Annotated in this window: 18 protein-coding genes; 3 read left to right on the forward strand and 15 right to left on the reverse strand. The window is 36.1% G+C overall.

Going from position 1 to position 24748, the window contains the following annotated elements:
- Positions 1 to 102 precede the first annotated feature (102 nt).
- The 8 genes from J5G60_RS05785 to J5G60_RS05820 all read right to left on the reverse strand — a co-directional run bounded on the left by J5G60_RS05785 (position 103) and on the right by J5G60_RS05820 (position 8206).
- Entirely contained in the window at positions 103 to 1254 is a 1152-nt protein-coding gene (locus J5G60_RS05785; protein WP_150356093.1) for a M20 family metallopeptidase, read from the reverse strand.
- A 46-nt stretch (positions 1255 to 1300) separates the two neighbouring features.
- Positions 1301 to 2419 carry an o-succinylbenzoate synthase gene (menC, locus tag J5G60_RS05790; protein WP_150356094.1) on the reverse strand — a complete coding sequence of 373 codons (1119 nt, stop codon included), beginning with the start codon at positions 2417 to 2419 and terminating at the stop codon, positions 1301 to 1303.
- Positions 2420 to 2443: 24 nt separating this feature from the next.
- A complete protein-coding gene (locus tag J5G60_RS05795; RefSeq protein ID WP_150356095.1) occupies positions 2444 to 3682 on the reverse strand; it encodes an MFS transporter in 1239 nt (412 codons plus the stop codon).
- A gap of 86 nt (positions 3683 to 3768) precedes the next feature.
- A complete protein-coding gene (locus J5G60_RS05800; protein ID WP_179977530.1) occupies positions 3769 to 5121 on the reverse strand; it encodes a M20/M25/M40 family metallo-hydrolase in 1353 nt (450 codons plus the stop codon).
- Positions 5122 to 5439: 318 nt separating this feature from the next.
- Positions 5440 to 6012 carry a 2-oxoacid:acceptor oxidoreductase family protein gene (locus J5G60_RS05805; protein ID WP_150356097.1) on the reverse strand — a complete coding sequence of 191 codons (573 nt, stop codon included), beginning with the start codon at positions 6010 to 6012 and terminating at the stop codon, positions 5440 to 5442.
- A 25-nt stretch (positions 6013 to 6037) separates the two neighbouring features.
- Positions 6038 to 6853, reverse strand: a complete 816-nt coding sequence (locus J5G60_RS05810; RefSeq protein WP_150356098.1) for a 2-oxoacid:ferredoxin oxidoreductase subunit beta — start codon at positions 6851 to 6853, stop codon at positions 6038 to 6040.
- Between the two features lies 1 nt (position 6854).
- The gene (locus J5G60_RS05815; protein ID WP_150356099.1) at positions 6855 to 7991 is read right to left on the reverse strand and encodes a 2-oxoacid:acceptor oxidoreductase subunit alpha; all 1137 of its coding nucleotides are present in this window, start codon (positions 7989 to 7991) and stop codon (positions 6855 to 6857) included.
- A 2-nt stretch (positions 7992 to 7993) separates the two neighbouring features.
- The gene (locus J5G60_RS05820; protein WP_150356100.1) at positions 7994 to 8206 is read right to left on the reverse strand and encodes an indolepyruvate ferredoxin oxidoreductase subunit alpha; all 213 of its coding nucleotides are present in this window, start codon (positions 8204 to 8206) and stop codon (positions 7994 to 7996) included.
- A 481-nt stretch (positions 8207 to 8687) separates the two neighbouring features.
- On the opposite strand from J5G60_RS05820, the gene J5G60_RS05825 reads away from it, so the two are divergent.
- The 3 genes from J5G60_RS05825 to J5G60_RS05835 all read left to right on the forward strand — a co-directional run bounded on the left by J5G60_RS05825 (position 8688) and on the right by J5G60_RS05835 (position 14051).
- Positions 8688 to 11822: an efflux RND transporter permease subunit gene (locus J5G60_RS05825; protein ID WP_150356101.1), complete on the forward strand. Its 3135-nt coding sequence runs from the start codon at positions 8688 to 8690 to the stop codon at positions 11820 to 11822.
- A gap of 2 nt (positions 11823 to 11824) precedes the next feature.
- Complete coding sequence (locus tag J5G60_RS05830) at positions 11825 to 13090, forward strand: efflux RND transporter periplasmic adaptor subunit (RefSeq protein WP_150356102.1); 1266 nt, start codon at positions 11825 to 11827, stop codon at positions 13088 to 13090.
- Between the two features lie 361 nt (positions 13091 to 13451).
- Positions 13452 to 14051 carry a hypothetical protein gene (locus J5G60_RS05835; protein ID WP_150356103.1) on the forward strand — a complete coding sequence of 200 codons (600 nt, stop codon included), beginning with the start codon at positions 13452 to 13454 and terminating at the stop codon, positions 14049 to 14051.
- 53 nt (positions 14052 to 14104) lie between these two features.
- Here J5G60_RS05835 and J5G60_RS05840 read toward each other — a convergent pair whose 3' ends face one another.
- The 7 genes from J5G60_RS05840 to J5G60_RS05870 all read right to left on the reverse strand — a co-directional run bounded on the left by J5G60_RS05840 (position 14105) and on the right by J5G60_RS05870 (position 24659).
- Positions 14105 to 15352: a glycine/sarcosine/betaine reductase component B subunit gene (locus J5G60_RS05840; protein WP_150356104.1), complete on the reverse strand. Its 1248-nt coding sequence runs from the start codon at positions 15350 to 15352 to the stop codon at positions 14105 to 14107.
- 110 nt (positions 15353 to 15462) lie between these two features.
- A complete protein-coding gene (prdB, locus tag J5G60_RS05845) occupies positions 15463 to 16188 on the reverse strand; it encodes a D-proline reductase (dithiol) protein PrdB (RefSeq protein ID WP_150356105.1) in 726 nt (241 codons plus the stop codon).
- 12 nt (positions 16189 to 16200) lie between these two features.
- The gene (locus J5G60_RS05850; RefSeq protein WP_150356106.1) at positions 16201 to 16647 is read right to left on the reverse strand and encodes a CBO2463/CBO2479 domain-containing protein; all 447 of its coding nucleotides are present in this window, start codon (positions 16645 to 16647) and stop codon (positions 16201 to 16203) included.
- Positions 16647 to 18419, reverse strand: coding sequence for a D-proline reductase (dithiol) proprotein PrdA (prdA, locus tag J5G60_RS05855; RefSeq protein WP_150356107.1), 1773 nt, complete (start codon positions 18417 to 18419; stop codon positions 16647 to 16649). Before prdA ends, J5G60_RS05850 begins: the two co-directional genes overlap by 1 nt.
- A 125-nt stretch (positions 18420 to 18544) precedes the next feature.
- On the reverse strand, positions 18545 to 19843 hold the full coding sequence (prdC, locus tag J5G60_RS05860; protein ID WP_150356108.1) for a proline reductase-associated electron transfer protein PrdC: 1299 nt from the start codon (positions 19841 to 19843) through the stop codon (positions 18545 to 18547).
- A 660-nt stretch (positions 19844 to 20503) separates the two neighbouring features.
- A complete protein-coding gene (locus J5G60_RS05865) occupies positions 20504 to 21886 on the reverse strand; it encodes a sigma 54-interacting transcriptional regulator (RefSeq protein WP_179977534.1) in 1383 nt (460 codons plus the stop codon).
- Between the two features lie 358 nt (positions 21887 to 22244).
- Positions 22245 to 24659 carry a VIT and vWA domain-containing protein gene (locus J5G60_RS05870; RefSeq protein WP_150356110.1) on the reverse strand — a complete coding sequence of 805 codons (2415 nt, stop codon included), beginning with the start codon at positions 24657 to 24659 and terminating at the stop codon, positions 22245 to 22247.
- Positions 24660 to 24748 lie beyond the last annotated feature (89 nt).

Genomic DNA, 24748 nt, shown 5'->3' on the forward strand with positions numbered 1-24748 from the left:
AATTACATATATAGAAAGTGGAGTTATATCTATATAATTATAAATTTAAAATTATAACTCCAACTTTCTCATTTAGCTCTTATTATGCATTAGTTATTTATTTTAAAAAGCAACTATGCTACAAGCAAGAAGTTTTGCACGCTCATTAAGGCTATAAACTTGAATATATTCTCTTTCTCCATGATTTAATTCGCCGCGAGCCCCCATAGCACAAACTGATGGGACTCCCGCCATAGTAGTCCAACAAGCATCAGAGCCTCCTCCTACAAAGATCGGTTTTATCTCTGGTTCTATTCCAAGCTTACGTCCTTGTTCTTGAACTACTTTAAAAAGCTTCATTCCTTCTTCTGTTTGTTCCATAGGCATAAATGAAACTTTTTCGTGAGAAATAGTTGTATGAGTTCCTGGTACATATGTCTTTTTTGCAACCTTTCTTAAATCATCAAGAGCTTTTTCTCCTTGTTCACAGGTTTTAAATCTTATATCAATCTTAGGATGTGCCTCCCCAGCAACAGCATTAGCTACCGTACCACCTTCAATAACGCCTACATTATATGTTATGCCTGATTCATAATCTGTTAGATTATGTAAAGCTATAATTTTATGAGCTAACTCTAAAACTGCAGAAGCTCCTTTTTGAGGATCCTTACCAGCATGTACATCTATTCCCTTTACTGTCATGTCAGGATACATTACACCTTTTCTAGCTACAACTACAGCTCCATCGTCTGAACCAGTTTCCATATTGAATACAGCATCTTTCCCCTCTGCCTCTTTGGTAAATAATTCTGGTGTATCTAATACTGGATGACCTGATTCTTCATCACCACAAAAAAGTACAGTAATATTTTTTTCATTCCAATTTAAGTCGTGAAGCGCCTTAAGAGCTGAAAGTGCTATAACTACACCGCCTTTCATATCTAAAACGCCAGGACCATAAGCCTTGTCTTCTTTAATAGTAAAAGGTCTTTTTGCTGCTGTTCCTTTTGAAAAGACAGTATCTATATGACCTATCACCATAACATTTTTCTTTCCAGTACCTTCTTTGTGAGCTAAAACATGAGTACATATTCCTGGATGTTCTAAATATTCAACTTTAAATCCAATACTATTTAATATATCTCCTACAGCATGTGCAACCTTGTCTATCCCTTCCGGATTATCACGACCTGAATCAATATTAACCAATTTTTCTAGTAATAAAGCCATATCATTATTGTATTCGTCAACCTTTTTACTAATTTTCTCTATCATCTTTGCTCCTCTCCTTGTCTTCAGCTATTATGAATATTTTAATATTTTATTTAACTTTTTTGCTGTAAACAGCTTTTTTCACTGTAAACTTATCCATATAATAAATATCTGGATCAAAGCCAATACCACTTCCTTTGGGAACATCAATAAATGTGCCATCAAGCTTAATCATCGGATTAATGATATCATGTGCATAATAACGCTCTGATGCTGCAATATCATTCGGTAAAGTATATCCCCGTAGTGTTGCTGCCGCAATATTATGAGCTCTAGCTATTCCAGAATCCAACATTCCACCACACCAAATGCCAATGCCATTATCATAACCTAACTTTTGAATCTTTTTAGCTTCAGTTAGTCCTCCAACTCTAGCCACTTTAATATTAATGATTCCGCAGCTTTTAAGCTTAATAGCCTTTCTAGCATCTTCCAGTGTTACAATACTCTCATCCAAACAAATCTTTGTTTTTATTTGGGACTGTAATTCAGCATGATCGACTATATCATCATGAGCTAAAGGTTGTTCAATCATTATCAATCCAAGTTCATCCAATTTTTTAAATGTATCAACATCATCTAATGTATACGCTGAGTTAGCATCAGCCATTAACATTATATCTCCAAATTTCTTTCTAACAGCTGTCATATACTCTACATCTTTGCCAGGTTTGATTTTGATTTTAACCCTGTGATAGCCATCTTCAATATATCCTTTAACTGCATCTAATAAGCTTTGAACATCTTTTTGAATTCCAATACTAACCCCTGTTTCGACCTTGTCCTTAGTACCTCCTAAAGCTTTAGCTAATGGCAATTTATTTTCTTTTGCATATAAATCCCAAAGTGCACAGTTAATTGATGATTTTGCCATTTCATTACAACGGTATCTTGAAAACAATTTAGATGTTTCATCTGGATGTTCCATTTTAACTGCTAACGTTTGTGGAATTAATGAATTTTCTAATAGTGCCCAAGCACCATCAATAAATTCTTCATTGTAATATGGTTTTGCAAAAGTTGAACACTCGCCATATCCAACATTGCCATCCTCATCATGGATTTCCACAATTAAGCAATTTTTAAATTTCATTGAATCAAAGCTTGTTTCAAATGCTTTTTTAAATGGCATTTGAACTTGTCTCATTACTATTTTGTTAATTTTCATAATACCCTTACTCCTTTTTAAAAATTATATTGTTTCTATCTCAAATTTCTCAGCATTTTTAGATTTTTTTCTAATTTCATTACTGTTTAACGTAAGTGAAACAACAAATGCAACCCCTACTGAAAACACTAAAAATAGAAAAGCTGCATTATAGGATCCATTAAACATATCAACCAAGAAACCCATTGCAAGCGGAGAAATAAAACCCGCCATTTGGCTTCCAAAATTCAGCAATCCAATTGATGAACCATAATTATCTTGTGTTATTATTTTGCTAAACAATGCGTACGTAGATGCAAATGTAATTGACTTGAAGAAATAGGTAATTACTTCAAAAATAATAACCGAAGCAAGCGATTCGGCATTATACATTTCGAAAACAAAAATCATAGTTAATAAACTTGAAAGAGCAATAATAAGTTTTTCTTTATTCTTGAAAAACCTGTCCATAATCCAACCACTGCTAAAAGCGCCTATACCTGCACCAATAAATGGAAGTGGTACCAAGTAAGAGATACTCTTTATGTTAATGTCACGCACTTTTAATAAATAAGTTGGCATCCATGAATCCAAACCTTTATTTACCATACTAATTCCAAGTGCAATAATAATAAATTGCCATACCATTTTACTTGTGAGTATACCCTTCCAATCAACTTTCTTATTTATCTTTTTATCATCACTTATAACCTTGCTTTTTCTAATTGGACGAACTGTAAGATAATAAATAGCTACAAACGCAATGCCTAAAATTCCAATTATGTGGAAAGTCGCTCTCCAACCCAAGGCAATAATAAGCGGCGCCACAATTATAGGAGCTATTGCACTGCCCACATAGTTGGAAGATAACATACTGGACGTTGCCTTTGAACGATCCCTATAATCAAAAACTTCAGATGTTTCCGACAAACTTGCAGCTGTATAAGGCCCTTCACCTATTCCAAACATAAAACGAATTATAAGTAACGATGTGAATGACCAAGAAAACCCAGTAAACATAGTGAATACTGACCACATTAGGATAGAAATGATAATTACCACTTTAGAACCAAATTTATCTGACAGCCACCCCCCTGGGACTTGTATAAAGGCGTAGCTTATATAAAAAGCACTTAAAACCAGCCCTGATTGTGATGCATTTAATCCAAAATCTTTACCTATAGATGTAAGTGCAATATTCATTGCTGCTCTATCGACATACAGTATACAATAGGCTATATAAAGCAATGCAAATATTAAATATTTCGAATTCTTTTTTGTCATTCTAATTAAATTTCCCCCTCATTTATATCAAATCAGCTATTTACAAAGCCATAGAACTATTAAAGTTCAGTGTTTTCCAATTTATATTAAAAATCTTTTCCGAATTCTTTTATCAAATAATAACTTGACTTAATACCATTAATGAATACACATTTATTCATATTTTCATTAGGTGCGTGATTATTTTGATCTGAATTTGCATAAGGTATAGTTAACGTTGGTTTCTTTAAAATATCCGTCCATACATAATTGGGCACTGTTCCAGCCATAACTGGCTCCACAATGGCTTTTTTATCTGAAGCAGCTTCCAGCGCTTTAATAGCTGTTTGAATATAAGGTGAATTTGAATCAGTCATAGTTGGTGGATATGATACAAATTCTCGTATAGTTGCAAATGGTGAAAATTCTTGTACTACTTTCTTAATATTAGACATGATTTCAACAGGATTCTGCTTTCTAACTAAACGTATGTCAAATTTTGCAACAGCCTCACTAGGTATAATATTTTTAGCCCCTTCTCCAGAGTATCCTGAATAAATTCCAGAAATATTAAAGGTTGGATTAAACATAAGTAAATCATAATATTGCCGTTTATTAAATTTAATTCTGGAAACACCAAATCTCTTTTCCACACTCGACTTGCCATAGGGTATTGCATCTATCCATTTTTTCTGCAGCTCAGTTGGCTTAATAACACCATCATAAAAATGTGGAATAGTAATACAGTCCTTATCAAATGAATATAATTTATTGATAATCTTGTTCAGCAATATAACTGGATTTTTAATAATATTTCCAGCATTTCCAGAATGGTTATCAAAATCAGATACCTTTACTTTAATTTCAAAACAAATTAGTCCTCTATTTCCCAGTCTCAAAACGGGTCGTCCAGATTCATGTATAGATCCATCAACAACCACAACAAGATCTGTATCTAAGAGAGTATCTCCATATTCTTTTACAACATTAGGCAAATGTACACTTCCCTGTTCTTCTTCACCTTCAACAAGAAATTTTATATTAAAAGGAAATTTTTTATGTAACTTTAAATAGCTATACATACCTAAAATTTGTGCAATTAACTGTCCCTTATTATCCCCAATACCACGGGCATAAAACTTGCTGTCTTTTTCTGTAAGTTTAAATGGATCTGAATTCCACTTATCTACTGGTTCTGGAGACATTACATCATAATGCCCATAGAATAGTACAGTAAATGAGCTTTCTCCCGGCATACTTGCATATATTGCTGGATTTCCATTTGTCTTTAATATTTTAGTTTCAGTGTTCAACAAATTCATAAAAAGTGATTGAACATAGTCTACGGTATCTTGTATACCTTCACCGGTTGAACTCACCCCTTTCTTAGTAATCAATTCTTCAAGACTTCTTCGAAAAAAGTCAAAATTGTTTGAAACAAATTCATCAATATTTGCCAAGTTTAAAATCCCCCTTTTCATTAGGCGTTAACCGCTGTCAAAACTTTCAGTCCGTTATAAATTTAAAATTAAATAGCAAAACAATTTAACTACTTTTAATTTTAGTGCAAATATAATGTCTCTAAAACGTCTTAAATTTGACTTAAACAATAAAAAACATTGCATTATCTCCACGAGATATTAAACCTATTTTTAATACACAGACAATAATTTTACCGTCCTGTTCACATATAAGGCCAAAAAAATGCAGTCATTATAAATATTTATAATGACTGCAAATATCTTAATATTAAAAACTATGAATTCCCAAACTAAAATTTATCCTACCAACTGGCAATTCTTCTTTAAGGAATTGAAATTTTCAACCAACTTATAACCTGTTTCCAAAGCACGTTTATTTAAATCTTCTGTTCCCTTCGGAACCCTGTTTAACACAGCAGCTTCCAGAGATTTTTTTGAAGCAATGTGTAAAATGCCATTAATAGCTCCAATCGAAATTATATTGGCTACCATCGATTTACCTATTACTTTATTGGCAGTTTCCAATATAGGAATTTGCACAACTCTCTCGGCTCTATTAGTACCTGGAACTATCACAGATGAATCTACAAGCAGTATCCCTTCACTATCAAGTGATCCAATATATTTATTACAGGATTTTTGTGTTAAAGTCAAAAGCAAATTCGTTTTCAGAACCTTTGGAAAATCAATTTCCTCATCACTTATTATAACTTCAGCCTTGCTGGAACCTCCTCTGGCTTCTGGTCCATAAGACTGGGATTGAACAGCTTTTTTACCCTCCATTATTGCGGCTTCTGCCAAAATAACTCCGCCCAGGATAAGTCCCTGCCCTCCTGAACCCGTCAACCTCAATTCCAATTTATTGCTCATAATTCATTTCCCCTTTATAAATTACTTATTTTACAAATCTATCTATTATTTTCTGATATTCTTCAGTATACTCAGGTTCTGTAGTGTTTTTAAACTCACCGATTAAAAACTTCCCTTCAAGTTTTTCTGGTGAAAGATTTTTTGCTGCATCAATGCTTACAGCATTATCTCTTTGCCATTTCATCATGTTTACAGCAGAACCCTTTTTATTTTTTCTTCCATAGTATGTAGGGCATATGCTCACACCCTCTATTAATGAAAACCCCTTATTCCGGATACCTTTCTCTATAAGAGAAATCAACTGCTTCGTATGATAAACAGTACCTCTGGCTGCATAAGTTGCTCCTGCACCTACAGCGAGCTGCGGAATATCAAAAGGTTTGTCAACTGTACCATAAGGTGCAGTAGTTCCCTTATCACCCCTCGGTGTAGTTGGTGAATACTGTCCGCCGGTCATTCCATAGATATTGTTGTTAAAAATAACCGTTGTAATGTCAATATTTCTCCTGGCCGCATGAATCAGATGATTCCCTCCAATAGCTGCAGCATCACCGTCTCCTGAAATTACAATAACCTCAAGCTCTGGATTTGCCAGTTTCACTCCCGTGGCAAAAGCCAATGCCCTGCCGTGAGTAGTATGGAGTGTGTTAAAATCCATATATCCTACAGCTCTTGAAGAACAGCCTATTCCAGATACAATACATACTTTATTTTTGTCCAGTTTTAAATTATCTATGGCCTGTATAATAGCTCTCATCAATATCCCATGTCCGCATCCCGGGCACCATATATGCGGTAAATTTTCCATTCTTAAATAATTTTCAACCAGTGTACTAGCCATTTTAAATTACCTCCCTGATTTTAGATAGTATTTCCTGGGGGGTAATAACTTCACCGTTGATCTTTCCTATTTTAAAAATACTCGATTTGTTCTTCACAATTCTCTCGACTTCCAGAGCTAACTGTCCGTGGTTAAGTTCTGCTACAATTATATTCTTAGCCTGTTTACTAAGTTCTTTAACTGCCTTTTCCGGAAAAGGCCAGATAGTTATGGGCCTGAACAATCCAACTTTTAGGCCGCTTTTTCTTGCCTGTTTTACTGCACTTCTGGCGCTTCTTGCTGTCCCTCCATAGGAAATCACTACAGTTTCGGCATCTTTCATATAGAGTTCATCATAGGTTACAATATCATCTATATTGTCTTCAATCTTCTTTAAAAGCCTATTACAGAGAACATCAGCTACTTCAGTGCTGTTAGTTGTGAACCCTGATTCAGTATGAACAAGTCCTGTAACATTAAACCTGAATCCTTCTCCAAAAACTGCCATAGGAGGAACAAGCTCCCCTTCTTTAACATGGTAAGGCAAATAATCCTCATCACCTTTTTGAGGCTTTTTGCGGTTGATAATCTCTAAATTTTCCGGTTCAGGAATTTCGATTCCCTCTCTCATATGGGCCACAATTTCATCCATTAATAATATGACGGGTGTTCTATATTTTTCTGAAAGATTAAAAGCCCTGACTGTTAAATCAAAAGTTTCTTTGACTGAAGAGGGTGTTATCACTATTATTGGATGATCTCCATGAGTGCCCCACCTTGCCTGCATTACATCCCCCTGGGATGGTGACGTTGGGAGCCCCGTGCTAGGGCCGTGCCTCTGTACATCTACAATTACACAGGGTATTTCGGCCATTGCTGCATAGCCTATATTTTCCTGCTTTAGCGAAAACCCAGGCCCGCTTGTAGCTGTCATTGATTTTACTCCTGTAAGTGAAGCACCTACAGCCGCAGCCATCCCTGCTATTTCATCCTCTGTCTGAATAAATTTTCCTCCCACCATAGGTAATCTTTTAGCTGAAAGTTCTGCTATTTCAGTAGAAGGTGTTATCGGATATCCTGAGTAAAACCGCATTCCTGCTGCAATTGCTCCTTCTACACAAGCTTCATTTCCCTGCAGCAGTTTAATATTGTTTCCCATCTTTATTTACCTCCCAAAAAAATTGCATAATCAGGACAGCGCAGTTCGCATAGGCCGCATTTTATACATTTATCCTCATCTGCAATTGAAACCTTCCCATTTTTTAAAATCAGTACACTTTTAGGGCAGAATTCCACGCATATTCCACAGCCCTTGCACCAATTTTTTTCAAGCTTCAGATGCACATCATCTTCTACGCTAATCAATTTAAACATTACCTCTTTTCAAAAACATAAATTCTTATATTGCCCTTATTGGCTAAATTACTTTTTAAAATAAATTTTTTGAATTTTATAAAACCGCATACAATTGCAAGTTTTATTTTATTTCCACCATATGAAAATAGCTTCCACTAAATTATGTTTAGTATATCACACTCTTTTTGAATTTTCAACTTCATTATCAGTATCAATAAGAGCATTTTTACTGAAAAATACAAGTTTAGCGTCAAAATTTACTTATACTGTATTAAACGCGCTGGATGTTCTTTCATTTTTCAAAATTAAAATTGATAAGTTCTATACATTTTAAGTCCACATTAATATTGTATAAATTTTGTTATCATTTCTTGAATTTTTATATACATACATTTATAATTTAACCTATATAATATAGTAATTGTATCTTTAAAATATAGTAATTATATCCTTAAAAATACAATTACCGAAATCAAATAACTTCACAAAGGAGGCTAAAATGAATCTAACAGAATTATCCGTAAAGAGGCCAGCTGCAATAACGATGTTAATACTTTTCCTATTAGGTCTTGGTATATTTGGCTACACCCACATTGGGGCGGATCTTCTGCCATCTATCGATGTGCCTATAATCTCTATATCCACTACATATGCCGGTGCCAGTGCTGAGGACATCAAAAGTGATGTAGTAAAACCCATTGAAAATGCCGTTTCAGGTATAAGCGGCATTGATAAAATTCAATCTACATCCAGAGAAGGAATCGGACAAACTATTATAACCTTTAAAAGCAGCGCAAATATGAACACAGCCTTTTTAGACGTACAAAAGGCCATAGACAATGCCCAATCTCAACTTCCCAAAAATGCGGACAAGCCTGTATTATTTAAAATAGATACAAATTCCATGTCCGTATTGATGCTGTCCATATCAGGGAATGTATCCCAGGATGAACTCTACAATGAGGCAAATAATATAGTTGAATCTCTTCAAAAAGTGCAGGGTGTTGGAAATGTAACTCTACAGGGAATACAAAAAAAACAGCTTATAATAAAGTTGAACAAATCTGCCATGGAATTCAACGGTGTAAATGCAAATACACTGATTTCAAAATTGCAGGCTGACAATATAAATATTCCTGCCGGACAGATAAAACAGGAAAATTTAAATCAATCCGTAAGAGTTATGAGTGAATTTCAAAATATAGATGAAGTCAGGAACTTATTGATACCCACTTCCGCCGGAGGTACAGTTCGTCTTTCTGACATAGCAGATATCAACCTGGAATATCCTGAAGAAAATCAGCATATGAGGATCAACGGTAAAAACACTATAGGAATAAGTGTTCAAAAACAAAGTGATGCAAATGTAGTAGAGGCCGTAGACAATATAAAGGCGGAACTTGAGAAAATTAAAAAGCAGCTGCCAAGTGGCATTAAGCTTGAAACTGCCTATGACAGCACTACATTTATAAAGTCTTCTCTTTCCCAGATAAAACATACTTTACTAGAAGGTATATTTACAACAGCTATAGTACTATTGATATTTTTAAGGAGCTGGAAATCTTCACTCATAGTTCTAGTGGCAATACCAACCTCCCTTGTATCCACTTTCTTCATGATGTACGTTCTTAAATTTACCATGAATATGATGTCTCTAATGGCACTATCTCTCTGCATAGGTATCCTTGTGGACGATTCTATTGTTGTACTGGATAACATACAGCGGCATCTGGCCATGAAAAAGGATCCAAAATCCGCTGCCATAGATGGACGTATGGAAATAGGACTTGCAGCCATTGCAATAACCCTCTGCGATGTAGTTGTATATACTCCTGTGGCGTTTATATCTGGTATGGTAGGTCAATTTTTCAAGGAATTTGGTCTTACTATAGCTGTTGCGTCATTGTTTTCCCTGTTTGTATCCTTCACAATAACTCCTATGCTGGCATCCAGATTCTTTGGCAAAGTAGATGACAGACGCAAGTTATCCTCTGAAAGGCTGGAAAGATTCAAGAAGGGCAGGTTATACAAGATTTTCAATGCAATTTCCTCTTCCATAGATAACGTAACTGTGGTATATAAGAAGGCCCTTATATGGTGTCTGGATCACAGAAAAAGAGTGCTTTTACTCAGCATAGCAGGCCTAGTAGGCAGCATTTTGCTGATACCAGCGGGTGCCATTGGTACTGAACTCATGCCAGTTACGGATCAGAGTATGTTTACCATAAATATGACTTTTGATTCAGGCTCTACCTTAAATCAAATGGATAAAGCTGTTAAACAAGTTGAGGATCGCCTTCATAAAGTTCCCGAAGTATCCATGTATTATTCTTCTATAGGCTCTGATATAAGCAGTATAACAGGAGGAGGCAATACAAACTCCGCAAGCATATATGTAGAACTTAAACCCAAAAGCGAAAGAAAAAAATCTCAATCGGAGGTAGCAAAAGAGGTTAGAAACTGGGGTGCTTCTTCTCTATCCGGAACAGATTTTTCTGTAACTGAATCCGATACGGGAACCGGAAGTTCCAAACCCATATCAATCCAAATATTAGGTAAGGATACTGATACAATAAATGAAATATCCAGCAAAGTTGAAGACATAGTTAAAAACACTCCAGGAATTACAGATGTAAGCAATTCCTCTAAAGTCAGTGAAAGTGAATTGAGAGTGCAAATAGACAAATTGGCTGCTTCCCAGTATGGAATATCCACATCGGACATATCATCAGTACTCAGAATGGCAATTCAGGGTTCCTCCGGCGGTATATACAGAACAAATGGAAATGACTATGATATAACAGTAAAATTTCAGGATGGAGACATAAAAACTCCGTCAGATATAGGATCTATAAATGTACTCAATCAATCAGGTACATCTATACCACTAAATGAAATTGCCACTGTAGTAAAAGCAGATAGTCCACAGTCCATATCAAGAGAGGACAGACAAGACGTAGTTACCATATCTGCAAATATCCAGGGAAAAACTCTTGGAGAGGTAAATAAAATTCTATCTAAAAAATTGAAGTCATTTTCCATGCCGAACGGATACGAGATCAAATTTGGCGGAAATCAGGAGGATATGGCAGACAGCTTTACATCTCTTATAGAAGCATTGATTATTTCATTAGTTTTAATTTATATGATACTTGTTGTGCTCTACGAATCATTCCTCACCCCTTTTATAAGAATGATATCTCTGCCCTGCGCCCTAATTGGAGCCTTTGGTATATTGGCCATCACAGGAAAAACTTTAAATATAATGTCCATGATAGGACTTATAATGTTAGATGGTCTGGCATCTAAAAACGGCACTCTCCTAATTGACTATACAAATACACTCATGAAACGTGGAAAGAATTTAAGAGAAGCTCTAATAGAATCCGGTGAAAGAAGATTAAGACCTATCATAATGACTTCTGCAACTATGATTGTGGGTATGCTTCCTTCCGCTTTTTCCATAGGAGAAGGCAGTGAAATGAAATCAAGTATGTCCGTTATAGTTATTGGAGGTATGATTGCTTCCACTATTTTTACCCCTATAATATTGCCTATAGTTTATACATTGATGGATGATTTAAAGAACCACATATTCAAAAAGAAAAAACATGTAGAAATTGAGGAGGTATAATTATGAAGCCTAATATTTTTAAATCCAAAAAAATTATATGGAAAATAGTATTGCTTGTATTAATAGCTTTAATGGTATTTGCCATAGTTCACAATATAATTAAAAATAAAAAAACAGAATCTCAGAATCAAATTAAAAACGTAAAAGTAATTCAGGCAAAACTCGGTTCCATATCTACGACTGTAGATTATCCTGGAGAATTGGATGTAGATAAGCAAGTTTCTATATCTCCTAAAACACCTGGCAAAATCCAAAATTTAAATGTAAAAGTGGGCAGTTCAGTAAAAAACGGTGACATACTGTTTACCCTTGATTCAAGTTCGCTGCAGGCTCAGCTGGAACAGCAACAGGCAGGTGTAGATTCCGCCAACGCCAATTTAAATAAAACCCAGAGTTCCGGAGTTGAACAGCCTGTAGTACAAGCCCAACAATCTTTAAAAACAGCACAGATAAATTACAATGATGCAAAGACCAACTACGATAGAACCAAAAGTCTGTATTCTGCCGGTGCCGTGGCAAAGCAAGATTTAGACAATGCCAGTACAAAATTAAACACTGCATCTGCTGCATTATCTGCTGCACAGCAGAATTTAAATTTATTAAAACAAAAAGTTGGTCCTGAATCAGTTGCAGTTGCCCAAGCTCAAGTAGATCAAGCAGAAGCCGGTGTTAAATCAATTCAGTCCCAAATTGACGATACTATAATCAAATCCCCTCTTTCTGGAATTGTATCAGCTGTAAATATCCATGAAGGAGAAATTTCTCCCACGGCAGAACCATCCATAACCATACTGGACTTAAGTTCAACTATTGCAAAGGTCAGCTTACCTGACAGCATGCTTTCCAAAATTAAGGTAGGACAATCCATAGATATAACTATTCCCTCTGCCAAAAACAAGAAGGTCTCCGGCACTATAGACAATATATCTTCCAACATAGACAGCAAAACTCAAAAATATCTGGTTAAAATAAAAATAAACAATTCTGATGGCAGTTTAAAACCAGGTATGTTTTCTAAAATATCATTTGCCGATAAAAGGAAGGATAATATACTTGTAGTGCCCAACGAGGCCATAAAAGTTGAAAATGGAGTTTCTTATCTATATACAGTAAAAAATAGCAAAATAAAGAAAGTATCTGTAAATACGGGACTTTCAGATGATAAAAACACTGAAATAGTATCTTCAAAAATAAATCCAGAAGACAACATAGTATTGGGTGGATTGACTTTCCTCAATGATGGTGACAAGGTTAAAGTTTTAAATTAACTTAAAATTATAAACAGATTTAAAAGACATGAACCAGCTAAAATGGTTCATGTCTTTTATTATATTTTCTTAAATTTTAAAATTAATGTCACAAATTAACTCTAAATCATATTATAAATTAAGACTAGAATCCTGTACCTTACATTCAAAAATGGCACCATTAAAAAGGTGATGCCTAAATATCAAGTTCTCTTTAAGTTCAGGTGGAGTGAGTATTTCTCCATCTGAATCTTAAAGTAAATCATTCAAAAGTAAAACATTGCTTACTCCTAACTTTAAAAGAAATTAAAATGTTAGCAATGTGGTTCACCATATAAAATATGGTAATTTCCTATTATTTATGGAAAGGAGTTGAAGTATATTGAGCAGACACCACAGAAGTCATTCTAGAAGACAGCGTTCAAATATCAAAGACATTAACGATGAAAGCTATTATATTGACGATGAAAGATCAATTAAAAATTATGATCCCACAGACATAGATGAAAATCAAGAAGAAAGTAATACTACAAATTCAAATGATGAAAACACCTTAAATAACCTATCTGAAAATACTTCTATTGTTGGAGTTAACAATTCATCTTACAGCAACCATGAAAAACATCATTCTAATAGCCGCACTAGTATAAGATCCATTAGTTTTATAGATAACTTAAAAAAATATATAGGAAAGACAGTAACTGTATATACAACTGGTGGGGATTCCTGCAGATATAATTTTACTGGAACATTATTAGGAGTAAATAATTATTTTATAAGACTTGCAATTAAATCATGCCCATCTCCAGTTTATCAAACAAGAACTAATTTCAATGATAATTTAGATATCTCCAGCGATCCCTATTCTTCAGCTGACAATTGTAATTCAGAATCCAACCCATGCCCCGAAGATACAAACAGTGGTACCATAGCAGATATACCTATTGATAAAATTGCTGCTCTTCTTCGCAGCAATTTTTAAAAAAATGTAAGGGGTCTGACCCCCTTACAAAAAATGTAAGGGGGTCAGACCCCTTACATTAGTGAATGAATAACTCCATCTCTGCATTGATTTGGTGTAATCACATATGGTATGCTTTTGGAATCCCTCATATTGTGAGCCCCAAGGAACCCCCCCGGCTCATACGGGAACATGGCAGTATCATACATATTTCCCAGAGCGGATACAATCTTTACAAGGATAACTTTACGCTTGCCCGGCCGCATAACATCGTTGAACTCTTCTCTTGTATAGGGCATATTATCCAGATTCACAAGTGCCTTCCGGATTTCCTGGACAATCCGGTCTGCTGCCCGATGTCCCGCCATAACACCTTCTGCCGTTCTTCCTTCACCCTCTTCAAACAGCACATCAACATGAAAGATATAATCAGTTGACTTTGGCGTGCCGGCACGGTCCAATACAACCTGATTTTTCAGTATTCCTTCTGAAGAACCAATATTGCAGGGCTGAAATCCGCTCTTATCCTCAACACCAGTTATCATGACGGTTATTCCTGAAAGCAAATGCGTAACGCCCTCCCCCAGTTCTCCCCGCACCTTGCAGGCAATGGGAGAGTAGTCCAAATTTGAATTGACAAATATATCATAATTTCCCGGCTCAATAATGCTGACCTTGATATCCTTGATCCTGGGTTCCGATTGAATAAGACTCTTTTCAATTCCCTTTCGTATAGTCAGCACACTATGGTCAATCTCTGTCTTATCACCCAAATGGACTTCATTAATGTGAAATACTTTGCGGGTCAGCCTGCGGAGATTCTGTTCCTGTTCATCCGGTGCCGTATCTAGCGGTTTTCCGGCTTTCCGGAGCTTATTTTTCACCAGTGCAACAGCCTTCATTGCGTCATAATCCGTCAGATTGTTCTCTCCCACAACGCAGGATTCATATCCGGATTCACTTTTATTAAAATCTATGATACAGTCCACGTAGCTGTTGGTGCAGACAAGCCGTCCCTGCTGGGCGATATAGCTGAGTCCAACACTGGGAATTCCCCGTATACCGAGCTGCTCAATTACATTGACAAAATCCACATGATGATTTCCCCATCCATCAATTGCAACAATTGCAGCATCTGCACGCATAACCTGTGCTATATCAGCCACCCGTTTTGCCGTATAAATTTTGTCATCGCAGACTTCGGATACACCATCTACAATAATACCTGTGAATTCAATATCTTTTTCCTTTGAAAGTGCCTCCGTTGCCGGACACCGGAAGTGATGCAGTGTTGTCATTTTAATACTTGGCCCCAGCCCCATAATATACCTCCATTCTACATAATTCCTTATTCTGTATCTATAACGAAATTTACACAAGGAGGCTCGCCATAATATGGCAAGCCTCTTTGTAGTATTTTAATAAAACAGATTTATACGTTATGACGGTATTCGTAAGGCAATACTTTTGTCTGATTAAAACTTGGACAATCACGAACCCATTCCAGAGATTCTTTTACGATTGCTGTCTGCATTTCCACATTGTTTGGTTCGCCGGCATTTGATCCTATTGGCACATGAGGAGCTGTAATTCTAGGTGCTCCCTGCTGTCTTGCAATAGGAGGCAGTGCAGCAATTACGCAACAGCTCATGCCTGCTTCTTCGCAGCATCTGGTAACAATTGTTGCTGAACGATGGCAGGTTCCGCATCCACCTGTGCAAAGAACGATATCTACACCCTGTTCCCTTAACTTTCGGGCAATTTCCGGACCTGTCTCATTTCTGAATTTTTCAACATTTCCACCGCCGCCCATGAATGTATAAGTCTCCTTGGGCAGAGAGCCAATAAATCCTTCGTCTACTAGTTCATGAAGACGATCTATTGGAAACATAGCATTAACGTCTTTATTGATATCGGAGTTATCAAATCCGCCATGCGTTACCATCAACTGATCAGACGGCGTATCAAATGGAATTACACGATAAGAGAAATCACCAGATGTATTATATGGTGTCTGGTCTTTTTTATGAATTCCACCTGCTGTAATAAAAGCAACCTTGCACTCATTTAATGGTTTTTTCAATTCTGTAAATACTGGTTTCGGTGTAACCGGTACAAAGATCTCGGATTGCATTCCTTTTTTTGTTGTTAAACTCATTGTTTTTCCTCCTTAAATTGATTTTGCTGGGATATCCCGTTTGCCAATCACTTTCAAACAACTGAAATAAAACTCCACATTCTGTCCCTCTTCCATTGTAACTGGTGTAAATGCCCAACGTCGCGGCACTCCTATGGTTCCCAGATTATTCATTATTGCCACCTCTATGGCAGTATCATTTACCTGTGTTATTTTCCCTCCCAGTAAGCATGGAGTTATCTCATGATCCGTTTTCATATCCGAGCAGTCATAATCATATGGTTCTTCCACCACCTGAATATAGCTGAAATAAAATTCAAGCTCATGACCGATGACCAGAGCTTCATCGCTCATAATCAGACGCTTTGGAACCGTAATAACTCCCAAACGGCCATGAAGATGAACCTTTACCTGATCTTCAGACAACTCTTTCACAAGTCCTCCCATTTTCACGGGATTAATTATATAATCATAATCCATTAATGCAATGTTCCACTTTCAACAAGTTTTGTTTCTGGGAGCCCTAAAATCTTGTTGTTTGCATTAATAACATCATTGTTCCATTTCTTTTCAGCAGGTTTGATTTCCACGCCCTCCATTTTATTCTTCAGCATCTGGATTGCACGTGCAGCTACTTCTGGAGTTACACATGAGCAGCCTGCAATATCATTTTCAAATCCGCCCTTATCCATGTTTTCTTCAACCATTGCTGTAGCATATTTATTACCAACTACCAATTGACCCTGATATGCACAGAAGGATACACCAACTACCGGGATACCTCTCTTTCCTGCCTGGCCAATGTGCTGAATGAAATCAATATGGTTATTTCCAAAACCTTCTGTTGTGATGATGGCTCCATCAAGATCCAGTGATTCAAGCATAGAACCAAGTCTTTCGGATACCCAGAGTTTTTCATCGTTAACCTGTGGTGATCCAACAAAGATAACACCTACCAGATCCAGCTCATCATCTTTTGCCAGACCTTCTACCAGAGGTTCTCTGATGTAATGACGCGTCATTTCTTTTGTTGCAGGTCCAATGCAAGTCAATGCATGTATGGATCCGTCTCTTACCTGATTTGGCGTTAATATAATTGGAACATTACCGCAGTCTACATTCTTCTGTCCACCAAGAACTCCGGAAGGCTCTCTCGGGCAGATAATATTATCATGCATAGCTCCCTGTCCCATAATTTCTTTTACTAATACTACACGGGGATTTCCTTCTCTACGCACGTCTTCACAGATTTCTTCACGAACAACTTCACCTTCATAATTTTTGAGCTCATCACGAACTGCCTGAATAATGTGGTCCTGGCATTTATGTGCAGCAAATGGACCTGGTCTTGTCATGCCTGACAGTCTTTGAACAACTGCATGGCAACGGATAATAATATCATTTTCATCTGCGCATCCCGGATGTCCGAAATACATCTTCTCATCCAGATATCCTTCGGAGGAACCAAACTCATGAATCTGCACGCCGTCTTCATCTACACCGGTAAGCATGAATACAACACCATCAGCAACCTTTGTGATACCTTCGCCAAGCTCCCCTTCAACTTTTGTAGCAATTGGGCAAACATCCATGATTGTATCTGTATAGATATGCCTTTCATCTGGATGAATAACGTCCAACTTAAGCCTCTTGCACAGCACATCTTCTTTTACTGCACTCTTAACAATGTCTTCATCAATAGTAATAACACCATCTTTAATGAAAGTTTTGCTACCAAGCTTTACATCTGAAATTTTAATGTGCTTTTTCACAAGCTTATGAATGACCTTTTTCTCTCCAATTTTCTCTGCCTCTTCAACAGGTACTGCAGGTGCTGCTCCGGCAAATACTGGTACATCCAGCTTTAAACCTTCAAATTTTTCTGCCTTTCCAATTTCAATGTGAATCATTCCATTACCTCCTACTGACTGGATTTCCGAAACCTTTTCGATTTTCTGTGGTGCTTCAGATTCATCTACTTCTTTTACTTCTTCTACCTCATTGATCTTATCAAGTACATCTTTTGTAATCGGTGTAAGGGCCTCAACATCCTCCGTCAGTGTACTTCCGATTACCTGCTCAATACGCAGACCATTCGGACTCAATTTTAGGAGACCCGCATCCTGCATATCGTCAAATAATTCTGGATCTTCCAGATCTGCTGCACTTATGACCAAGCCTTTTTCTCTTCTGCAGCAAAATATTGCAGGATCTTTCAAGTGCTTCTGCAATGTTTCTTTTGTAATAGACATTTTTTGATTCCTCCCTGCTCTTATTTTCTAAATCTTCTTATCATCTTGCAATTAACAGCGCACAATCACACCGTCAGTACAATGATAAGCAAATGATTTTAACTATAGGCATTTTTAATTCCTCCTTATTCTTCTTCTCTTCTGAATCTTCTTATCATCCTGTAATTAACAGCCCGCAGCGCACCGTCAGTACAATGATAAACCGGTAATTTCAGCTGTGGCGCACAGGACATTACAGTATTGGTGCAGTCTGTACAGTTGCTGATGAGCACAGCCTGTGCTCCTGACTTCTTCAATGCCAGCACCTTTTGTACCTGTCCCGGACATTTCCCCGGATTCTCACATTTTCGGGTATTTTTAACTTGTTTTGCCTGCTTGCAGTACTCAACTCCCACTACCTTGGAGCCCATACTTGATGCCTGTTCTTCAAGACGTTCTTTGTTTGCACCGCAGGCACAGACCAAAAGCCCTATCTTTGGCGGTCCCGGCATAAAATTCTCAGCTGCAATAATTCCTCCAGTTGTCTTGATAATCGGTGCCTTCAAAGAAGTCCTCTTGCCGGTAAACGGACCTCCCATAATAAGCTCACCGTATTCGTCGCCAAGTCCTCCTGCCCTTTCCAAGGCCCCTGCTACACTTATTCCAAGCGGAACATCCAGTAATACATGAATAGATGCATTTTCCCTTAGCTTTCCACCTACGGTCACATCCTTGTCGATGAGCGGCTTTTTGTCTTCTACCGCTTCCCGAATACGAAATGTAGTTTCTGAATTAATGACTACTGCATCCGCTGCCATGGGAAGCTGTTCCGGCTCCAGAAGGATTCCAAGCGTCTCTCTTACAATTGCACGCTCTTCACCCATGGGATAAATATTATCCAGTACATGAATGGAAACCCTGCCGTCTGTATTTGCCTTCTCCAGTTTTTCAATGGCTTCTTTATGGATTCCTTTCACAGCCACAATCCCTTTTTCGGCATTGACAAGCTTCATGACAATGGACAGTCCATCCAAAAGCTTTTCCGGTTCCTTTTGGATTCGTGTTATATTGTGTGACAAAATTGGTTCACATTCAGCTGCATTAACGATGACAGTTCCTTTTCCTTCAAAATGGAGATTCAGTTTCACAGAAGTCGGAAATCCAGCACCACCTAATCCTACAATTCCCGATTCTTCAATAAGCTCTCTTGGTGTTGCACCTTGCAAAGGTATGTATTTTGTAAAATCTGTCTCCAATTCTTCAATCACAATCCCATCTGTATCAACAGCTTTCACTCTGCCATCTATACTGGAGAAAATATTGGTTCCCAATGCTCCCTGTGGTTTTTTTGCTATAATCTGACCCCTTTTTACAAAATCATTTTCCTGAACCAGCGCTTCGGATGGAGCTCCAACGTGCTGCTTGAGTGGAAAAACAAAATCCACGACTATTCACCTACTTTCTGAAAAAAGCAGATAATTGTATAAATTGTCATACATTTCTCTGTTTTTTTTGATTTTTTTACACTTACATTTACTCATTCCATACATAATATACTTGATAAAAAATTAACTCTGAATTAGAGCACTTACCTTTTACATTATTATTTAACAGCAATTCGCGTGCCAACCCACATAAAAATCCATCTAAAAAGATACTTTTATATGTAAACCATTGCAAAATCAACAATTTTTCACCTTCCCACTATATTTTTTATATACAGGAAAAAACTCTTGCTCGTTAAAAATTTGTCCAAATCCATACAATATTTTTTTAGCATATTCCGATTATTTTCTTGAACATATTGCTGCTGCTGCTTTCAACGAAATAAAAACAAAGTGTCAATATTAATACACATAGTTCGAAAATTTGACGCTGTTTATAATTAACTCCACCATAAACAAAATACAAAAAAGTGGACTCATTAACAGTAAGTGATAAATTATCTGGTATGTGTATACAAAAAAGACCATTCATTTAGAGTGGTCTTTTTCTTTGCCATTTGTTCTTTTTGCAGGAAGATGGTGAAGCCATGGAATTCTATACTACCGGATATAGCATTGGGGATTTTTCTATATAAGAAAGTCCTTCCTTGCGGGATTTTTTCAACACTTTATTTTATACTCTTGCAATTTATGATATAAGGTAGTTCTTGGTATATTCAGCAGGCTTGCCGCCTTTGATTTATTATTTTTTGTTAATTTCAAAGCTTTTATTATACTATCTGTTTCAAGTTCCTCTATAGCTTTGGTTAAATCCAGTGGATATTCTTTGCGGCGGCCATTTTTCTTTAATTCCGAGACAATATACTCTGGAATAGAACTTTTTTGTATAACCCCATTTTTTGTTGTAACAATAATACGTTCAATAACATTCATAAGTTCCCTTATATTGCCCGGCCACCTGTATTCATTAAGAATACTCAAAGCTTCTTTTTGAATTTTCACTATAGGCTTCGAATTTGCTGATGAAAACTCTTTAATAAAATGTTCTATGAAAATCGGAATATCTCCTTTTCTCTCTCTAAGGGGAGGAAGGTTAATTTCCACAACATTTAGCCTGTAAAATAAATCTTCTCTGAAGTTGTTTTGCTCTACCATTTTTCTTAAATCCTTATTAGTTGCTGATATTACTCTTAAATCAAGCTTAATATTCTTTTCTCCTCCAACTCTCACAATTTCCCTTTCCTGGAGTACTCTAAGCAGCTTTGCCTGCATGTGCAAAGGCATATCTCCTATTTCATCTAGAAAAACAGTACCTCCATTTGCTATCTCAAATATACCCATTTTCCCTTTTTTACTGGCACCAGTAAAAGCTCCTGAGCAATATCCAAAAAACTCGCTTTCAAAAAGTTCTGAAGGAATTGCATTACAGTTCACTGGAACAAAAAGGCCTGTCCTTCCGCTTAACTCATGAATTCCCCTGGCAAAAACTTCTTTTCCTGTTCCGCTTTCTCCTGTAATCATGACACTTGCATGAGTTGGTGCAATTTGTCTGGCCATTTCGATTTTTTTCACTATATTAGGGCTTTTCCCTATAATATCACCAAAAATTCCTGAAATCTTCTTCACTTGATTTTCAAGAAAAATAAGCTTTGAATTTGCATTTTCAAGCTCCGCATATAATTTCTTTACCTCTGCATAATCCCTGTCTGTTGACACTGCCCCTTTAAAAACACCTTCTATATACAATGGCATTGAACTTGCAAGTATGTGAGAGCCTTTTCTGGGTGAATGATATTTATTTTCGATTGGGGCTTCGGTTTTTCTGACATTATTCACAATTGCATCAGGAAAGAATTTCTCAATACTTTTCCCTATAATCTGATCCTGACTAATATCATATAATTTTTCTGCAGCCTTGTTCCAGATAACTACAATTCCGGTTTCGTCTATTACACAGACGGCTTCATAAATGCAATCCATAATAGGTTTTAGTATCCGGTAATCTATGCTGCTAAGTTTTTTTTTAGTATATACTTTTTTCACCCTGTCCTCCATGTTAATCTCTCCATTCTACAAAATATCTTCAACTACTTTTCATCTTACATTAAATGAAAAACAAATTCAATTATGGTATCCGGTATACGTTTATCATTTTTTTTAATCTTTTAATTTTAAATTATAGCAATTAATAATTATTACCTTAAAAAAAGGAAGAGAATAGTTTTTTGCTTTTTACCTTTTATTCTGATTAAAATATAATGGCAATCTACTCATAGTAAAACTTCTTTCTATTACAACCTAAAAACGCCATCTGTTCGATTAATATCGATCAAATGACGTTCTAAATTTGATTATAGAAAGGCTTTTTAATTAGTTGATATTGGTAATTTACTTTTATAACCTATTTATTGAAAGTTTTTAGAACGGCTAATTTTGCCATATCAAATATGGAATTTCTCTCTTCTACTATGGTGATCTTTTCTTCTATACATCTACCGTCTTCACTTAACATAAATAGTGAAGCCAAATTTCTTTTAAAAGAATTATTCATTAAATTTCTAAGCATAGGTTTTGTTTCCTCATTAAAATGAAGTACTTCACACAGTTTTTCAATGGTTTTGTCTATTTGTGTTATATATTTATCCTTCAATAATTTTTTCCTTTTCATCTTATTCAATGCCAATATAGACATCTTTATGATATCATATCTCACTTCAAAATTCACTTCAAAATAACTTTTGCATATAAAAGCTGCAGCTTTGTTCAACTGATTCGCATATATATCTATTTTTTCATCTCCAGTAATAAAAGCAAGCATGACCATGGATGTAGTCTCTATCTTATCTTCTATACTGCTGTCTTCATAATCCACAAAGGCACCATCTGCAAACTGATTTTTGGCAATTACCCGAAGAAGCTTTTCTCTCGCATACTTTTTATCCAAATATCTATTATCACTTGAATACTCTTTTTCATTTTCTTCAGTATTAAAACTCCTATACCAGAATCCAGACTCAACATCTTCATCTATCTTCTCTCCCAATGTAGTTTCATTTACCTTTATGGGTATTATGTTTTTAAGTTGAATCCCAAGCACTGGCTCCTCTCTAAGTTCCATAAATATAAAAGTGGTTTCCGGACTTATAAACCCATTCTGTTTAGAAAGCTCTATAAGTTCTCTTCTCATTTCTTCTCTTTTTTCTCCACGCTGAAATTTCATATTTATCTTTAAAGACCTTATCTTTTTTCTCGCCCATACTTTTTTTAACAGACTGGCATTTTCCTCTGTATTGAAATTGTCTATGTCTATTTTTCTCACATATTCTTTTCCATCAACTTCTCCAATTAGAGTTATTCTTCCTTCAACTCCTCCAGAAACATCGGCAAATATAGAAAATGGTTCTCTATCGTACATATAGTCAATAGTTCTCGGATAAGAGGATTTCACCTGCAGCTTTCCCCAGTCAATCTTTATATTATCTACTTGTGGATTTTGGATCCTATTAAATTGTCTAAGTACTATATCTTCAATTCTCTGATGTGCATCTATAAACTCGGCTTTCCCATAACTCTCATGGGCCAATTTGTTTAAAAAATAATTATTCGCGGAGGAATCTATACCAAAAGCGAATATTCTGTTGTCACCTATGTTATCTTTTACATATTCAAGTATTTCTTCTTCCTCATCTACCAGATCATCTGTAAAAAGCAATATTGTATTGTGAGAACCCTCTTTTTCCAGACTATATTTTATACCTTCAAATATAACTGCATCCTTTTCTATATCAAGGTCATCTATCCATTTAGAAGCCTCCCTCAACGAATCGGCATTGAATTCTATCAATCCGTTTTGGGAAAAACTGGTTAATTTAACTCCCATGGCTATTATATCAAAAGTATCCCCCTCAGACAAATTTCTCAGGCACAGCTGAAGTGCATTCTTTGCCTGTTCTAGTTTCTCACCTTTCATAGTATCGGAAATGTCAATTAAAAATACATAATTTTCCTTTACTTCGTCCTCATAGGGATCTAGTTTTGGCATCATCCTTATATAGACTATACCCTTTTCCTCATCATTTTCCTTGTACTCATATATCATCCCATCTGCCTCAAGAGTTTCCCTTTCATCTATGAAAAGTATAAAATCCTTATCAATAAAATGATAGTTTTCATCCAGACTTATCTTGGCTACTGTATCTCCCTCTCTTTCCACATCTATGGTATGATAAGGACATCTGAAATCAACTTTGCTCAGAGATTCAACTATTATATTGACCTTGAATTCAAAGTCATCCCCCAGCCTTTTTATCCCAAACCTATTTGCAAAGCTATCTTTTAAAGTTTCAATTCTAGATCTGCTTTTTATTATCTTAGGTTCTGAAACTGCTGGAATTGTAAGTTTAAAAGTGCTGTCCTTATAATCTAATTCCTCCACATAGGATAATCTTATTTTCACAGTTTCGCCAGATATTATCTTGCCTATGCCTATCTTAAAATAATGAGGACTGAACTCCTCCAGAGAAAAAATGCTATCTCCATGAATTCGGGCATTTTCATAGATTTGAAAGGCCTTATCTTTTTCTTCCACTACCGCCTTTAAGGTTCTGCCTCCTATTTCTGCTTCAAATCCTGAAATAACCGCTGTAGTTGGCAGTGGGAATATGTAAACTCCCTCTATATCTTCATTACTGCAATTTTGATATAACTGGTTTACTACAATCTCTCCATATCCGGCACATAGGTTTCCCACAATATTAGCTTTTTTTAACAGAATTCCCTCATCATTTCTTCTATTTCTCTTGATATACTGGAACATTTTATGCTTACCCCTTTTAACTTTATTTTATCCAAATACACACTGTATATAATATCCAACTTTATTTATATTATTATATCATATTTACC

Source organism: Clostridium sp. HV4-5-A1G, from assembly GCF_900184915.1.
Taxonomy (GTDB): domain Bacteria; phylum Bacillota; class Clostridia; order Clostridiales; family Clostridiaceae; genus Clostridium_B; species Clostridium_B aromativorans.

Bases quoted from the DNA above. Each gene is read 5' to 3' on its own strand.
- J5G60_RS05795 (WP_150356095.1), bottom strand. From the start codon at position 3,682: ATGACAAAAAAGAATTCGAAATATTTAATATTTGCATTGCTTTATATA.
- J5G60_RS05815 (WP_150356099.1), bottom strand. From the start codon at position 7,991: ATGGGAAACAATATTAAACTGCTGCAGGGAAATGAAGCTTGTGTAGAA.
- prdA (WP_150356107.1), bottom strand. From the start codon at position 18,419: ATGTCTATTACAAAAGAAACATTGCAGAAGCACTTGAAAGATCCTGCA.
- J5G60_RS05805 (WP_150356097.1), bottom strand. From the start codon at position 6,012: ATGAGCAATAAATTGGAATTGAGGTTGACGGGTTCAGGAGGGCAGGGA.
- J5G60_RS05850 (WP_150356106.1), bottom strand. From the start codon at position 16,647: ATGGATTATGATTATATAATTAATCCCGTGAAAATGGGAGGACTTGTG.
- J5G60_RS05820 (WP_150356100.1), bottom strand. From the start codon at position 8,206: ATGTTTAAATTGATTAGCGTAGAAGATGATGTGCATCTGAAGCTTGAA.
- J5G60_RS05785 (WP_150356093.1), bottom strand. From the start codon at position 1,254: ATGATAGAGAAAATTAGTAAAAAGGTTGACGAATACAATAATGATATG.
- J5G60_RS05810 (WP_150356098.1), bottom strand. From the start codon at position 6,853: ATGGCTAGTACACTGGTTGAAAATTATTTAAGAATGGAAAATTTACCG.
- J5G60_RS05870 (WP_150356110.1), bottom strand. From the start codon at position 24,659: ATGTTCCAGTATATCAAGAGAAATAGAAGAAATGATGAGGGAATTCTG.
- J5G60_RS05830 (WP_150356102.1), top strand. From the start codon at position 11,825: ATGAAGCCTAATATTTTTAAATCCAAAAAAATTATATGGAAAATAGTA.
- prdB (WP_150356105.1), bottom strand. From the start codon at position 16,188: ATGAGTTTAACAACAAAAAAAGGAATGCAATCCGAGATCTTTGTACCG.
- J5G60_RS05840 (WP_150356104.1), bottom strand. From the start codon at position 15,352: ATGGGGCTGGGGCCAAGTATTAAAATGACAACACTGCATCACTTCCGG.
- J5G60_RS05825 (WP_150356101.1), top strand. From the start codon at position 8,688: ATGAATCTAACAGAATTATCCGTAAAGAGGCCAGCTGCAATAACGATG.
- menC (WP_150356094.1), bottom strand. From the start codon at position 2,419: ATGAAAATTAACAAAATAGTAATGAGACAAGTTCAAATGCCATTTAAA.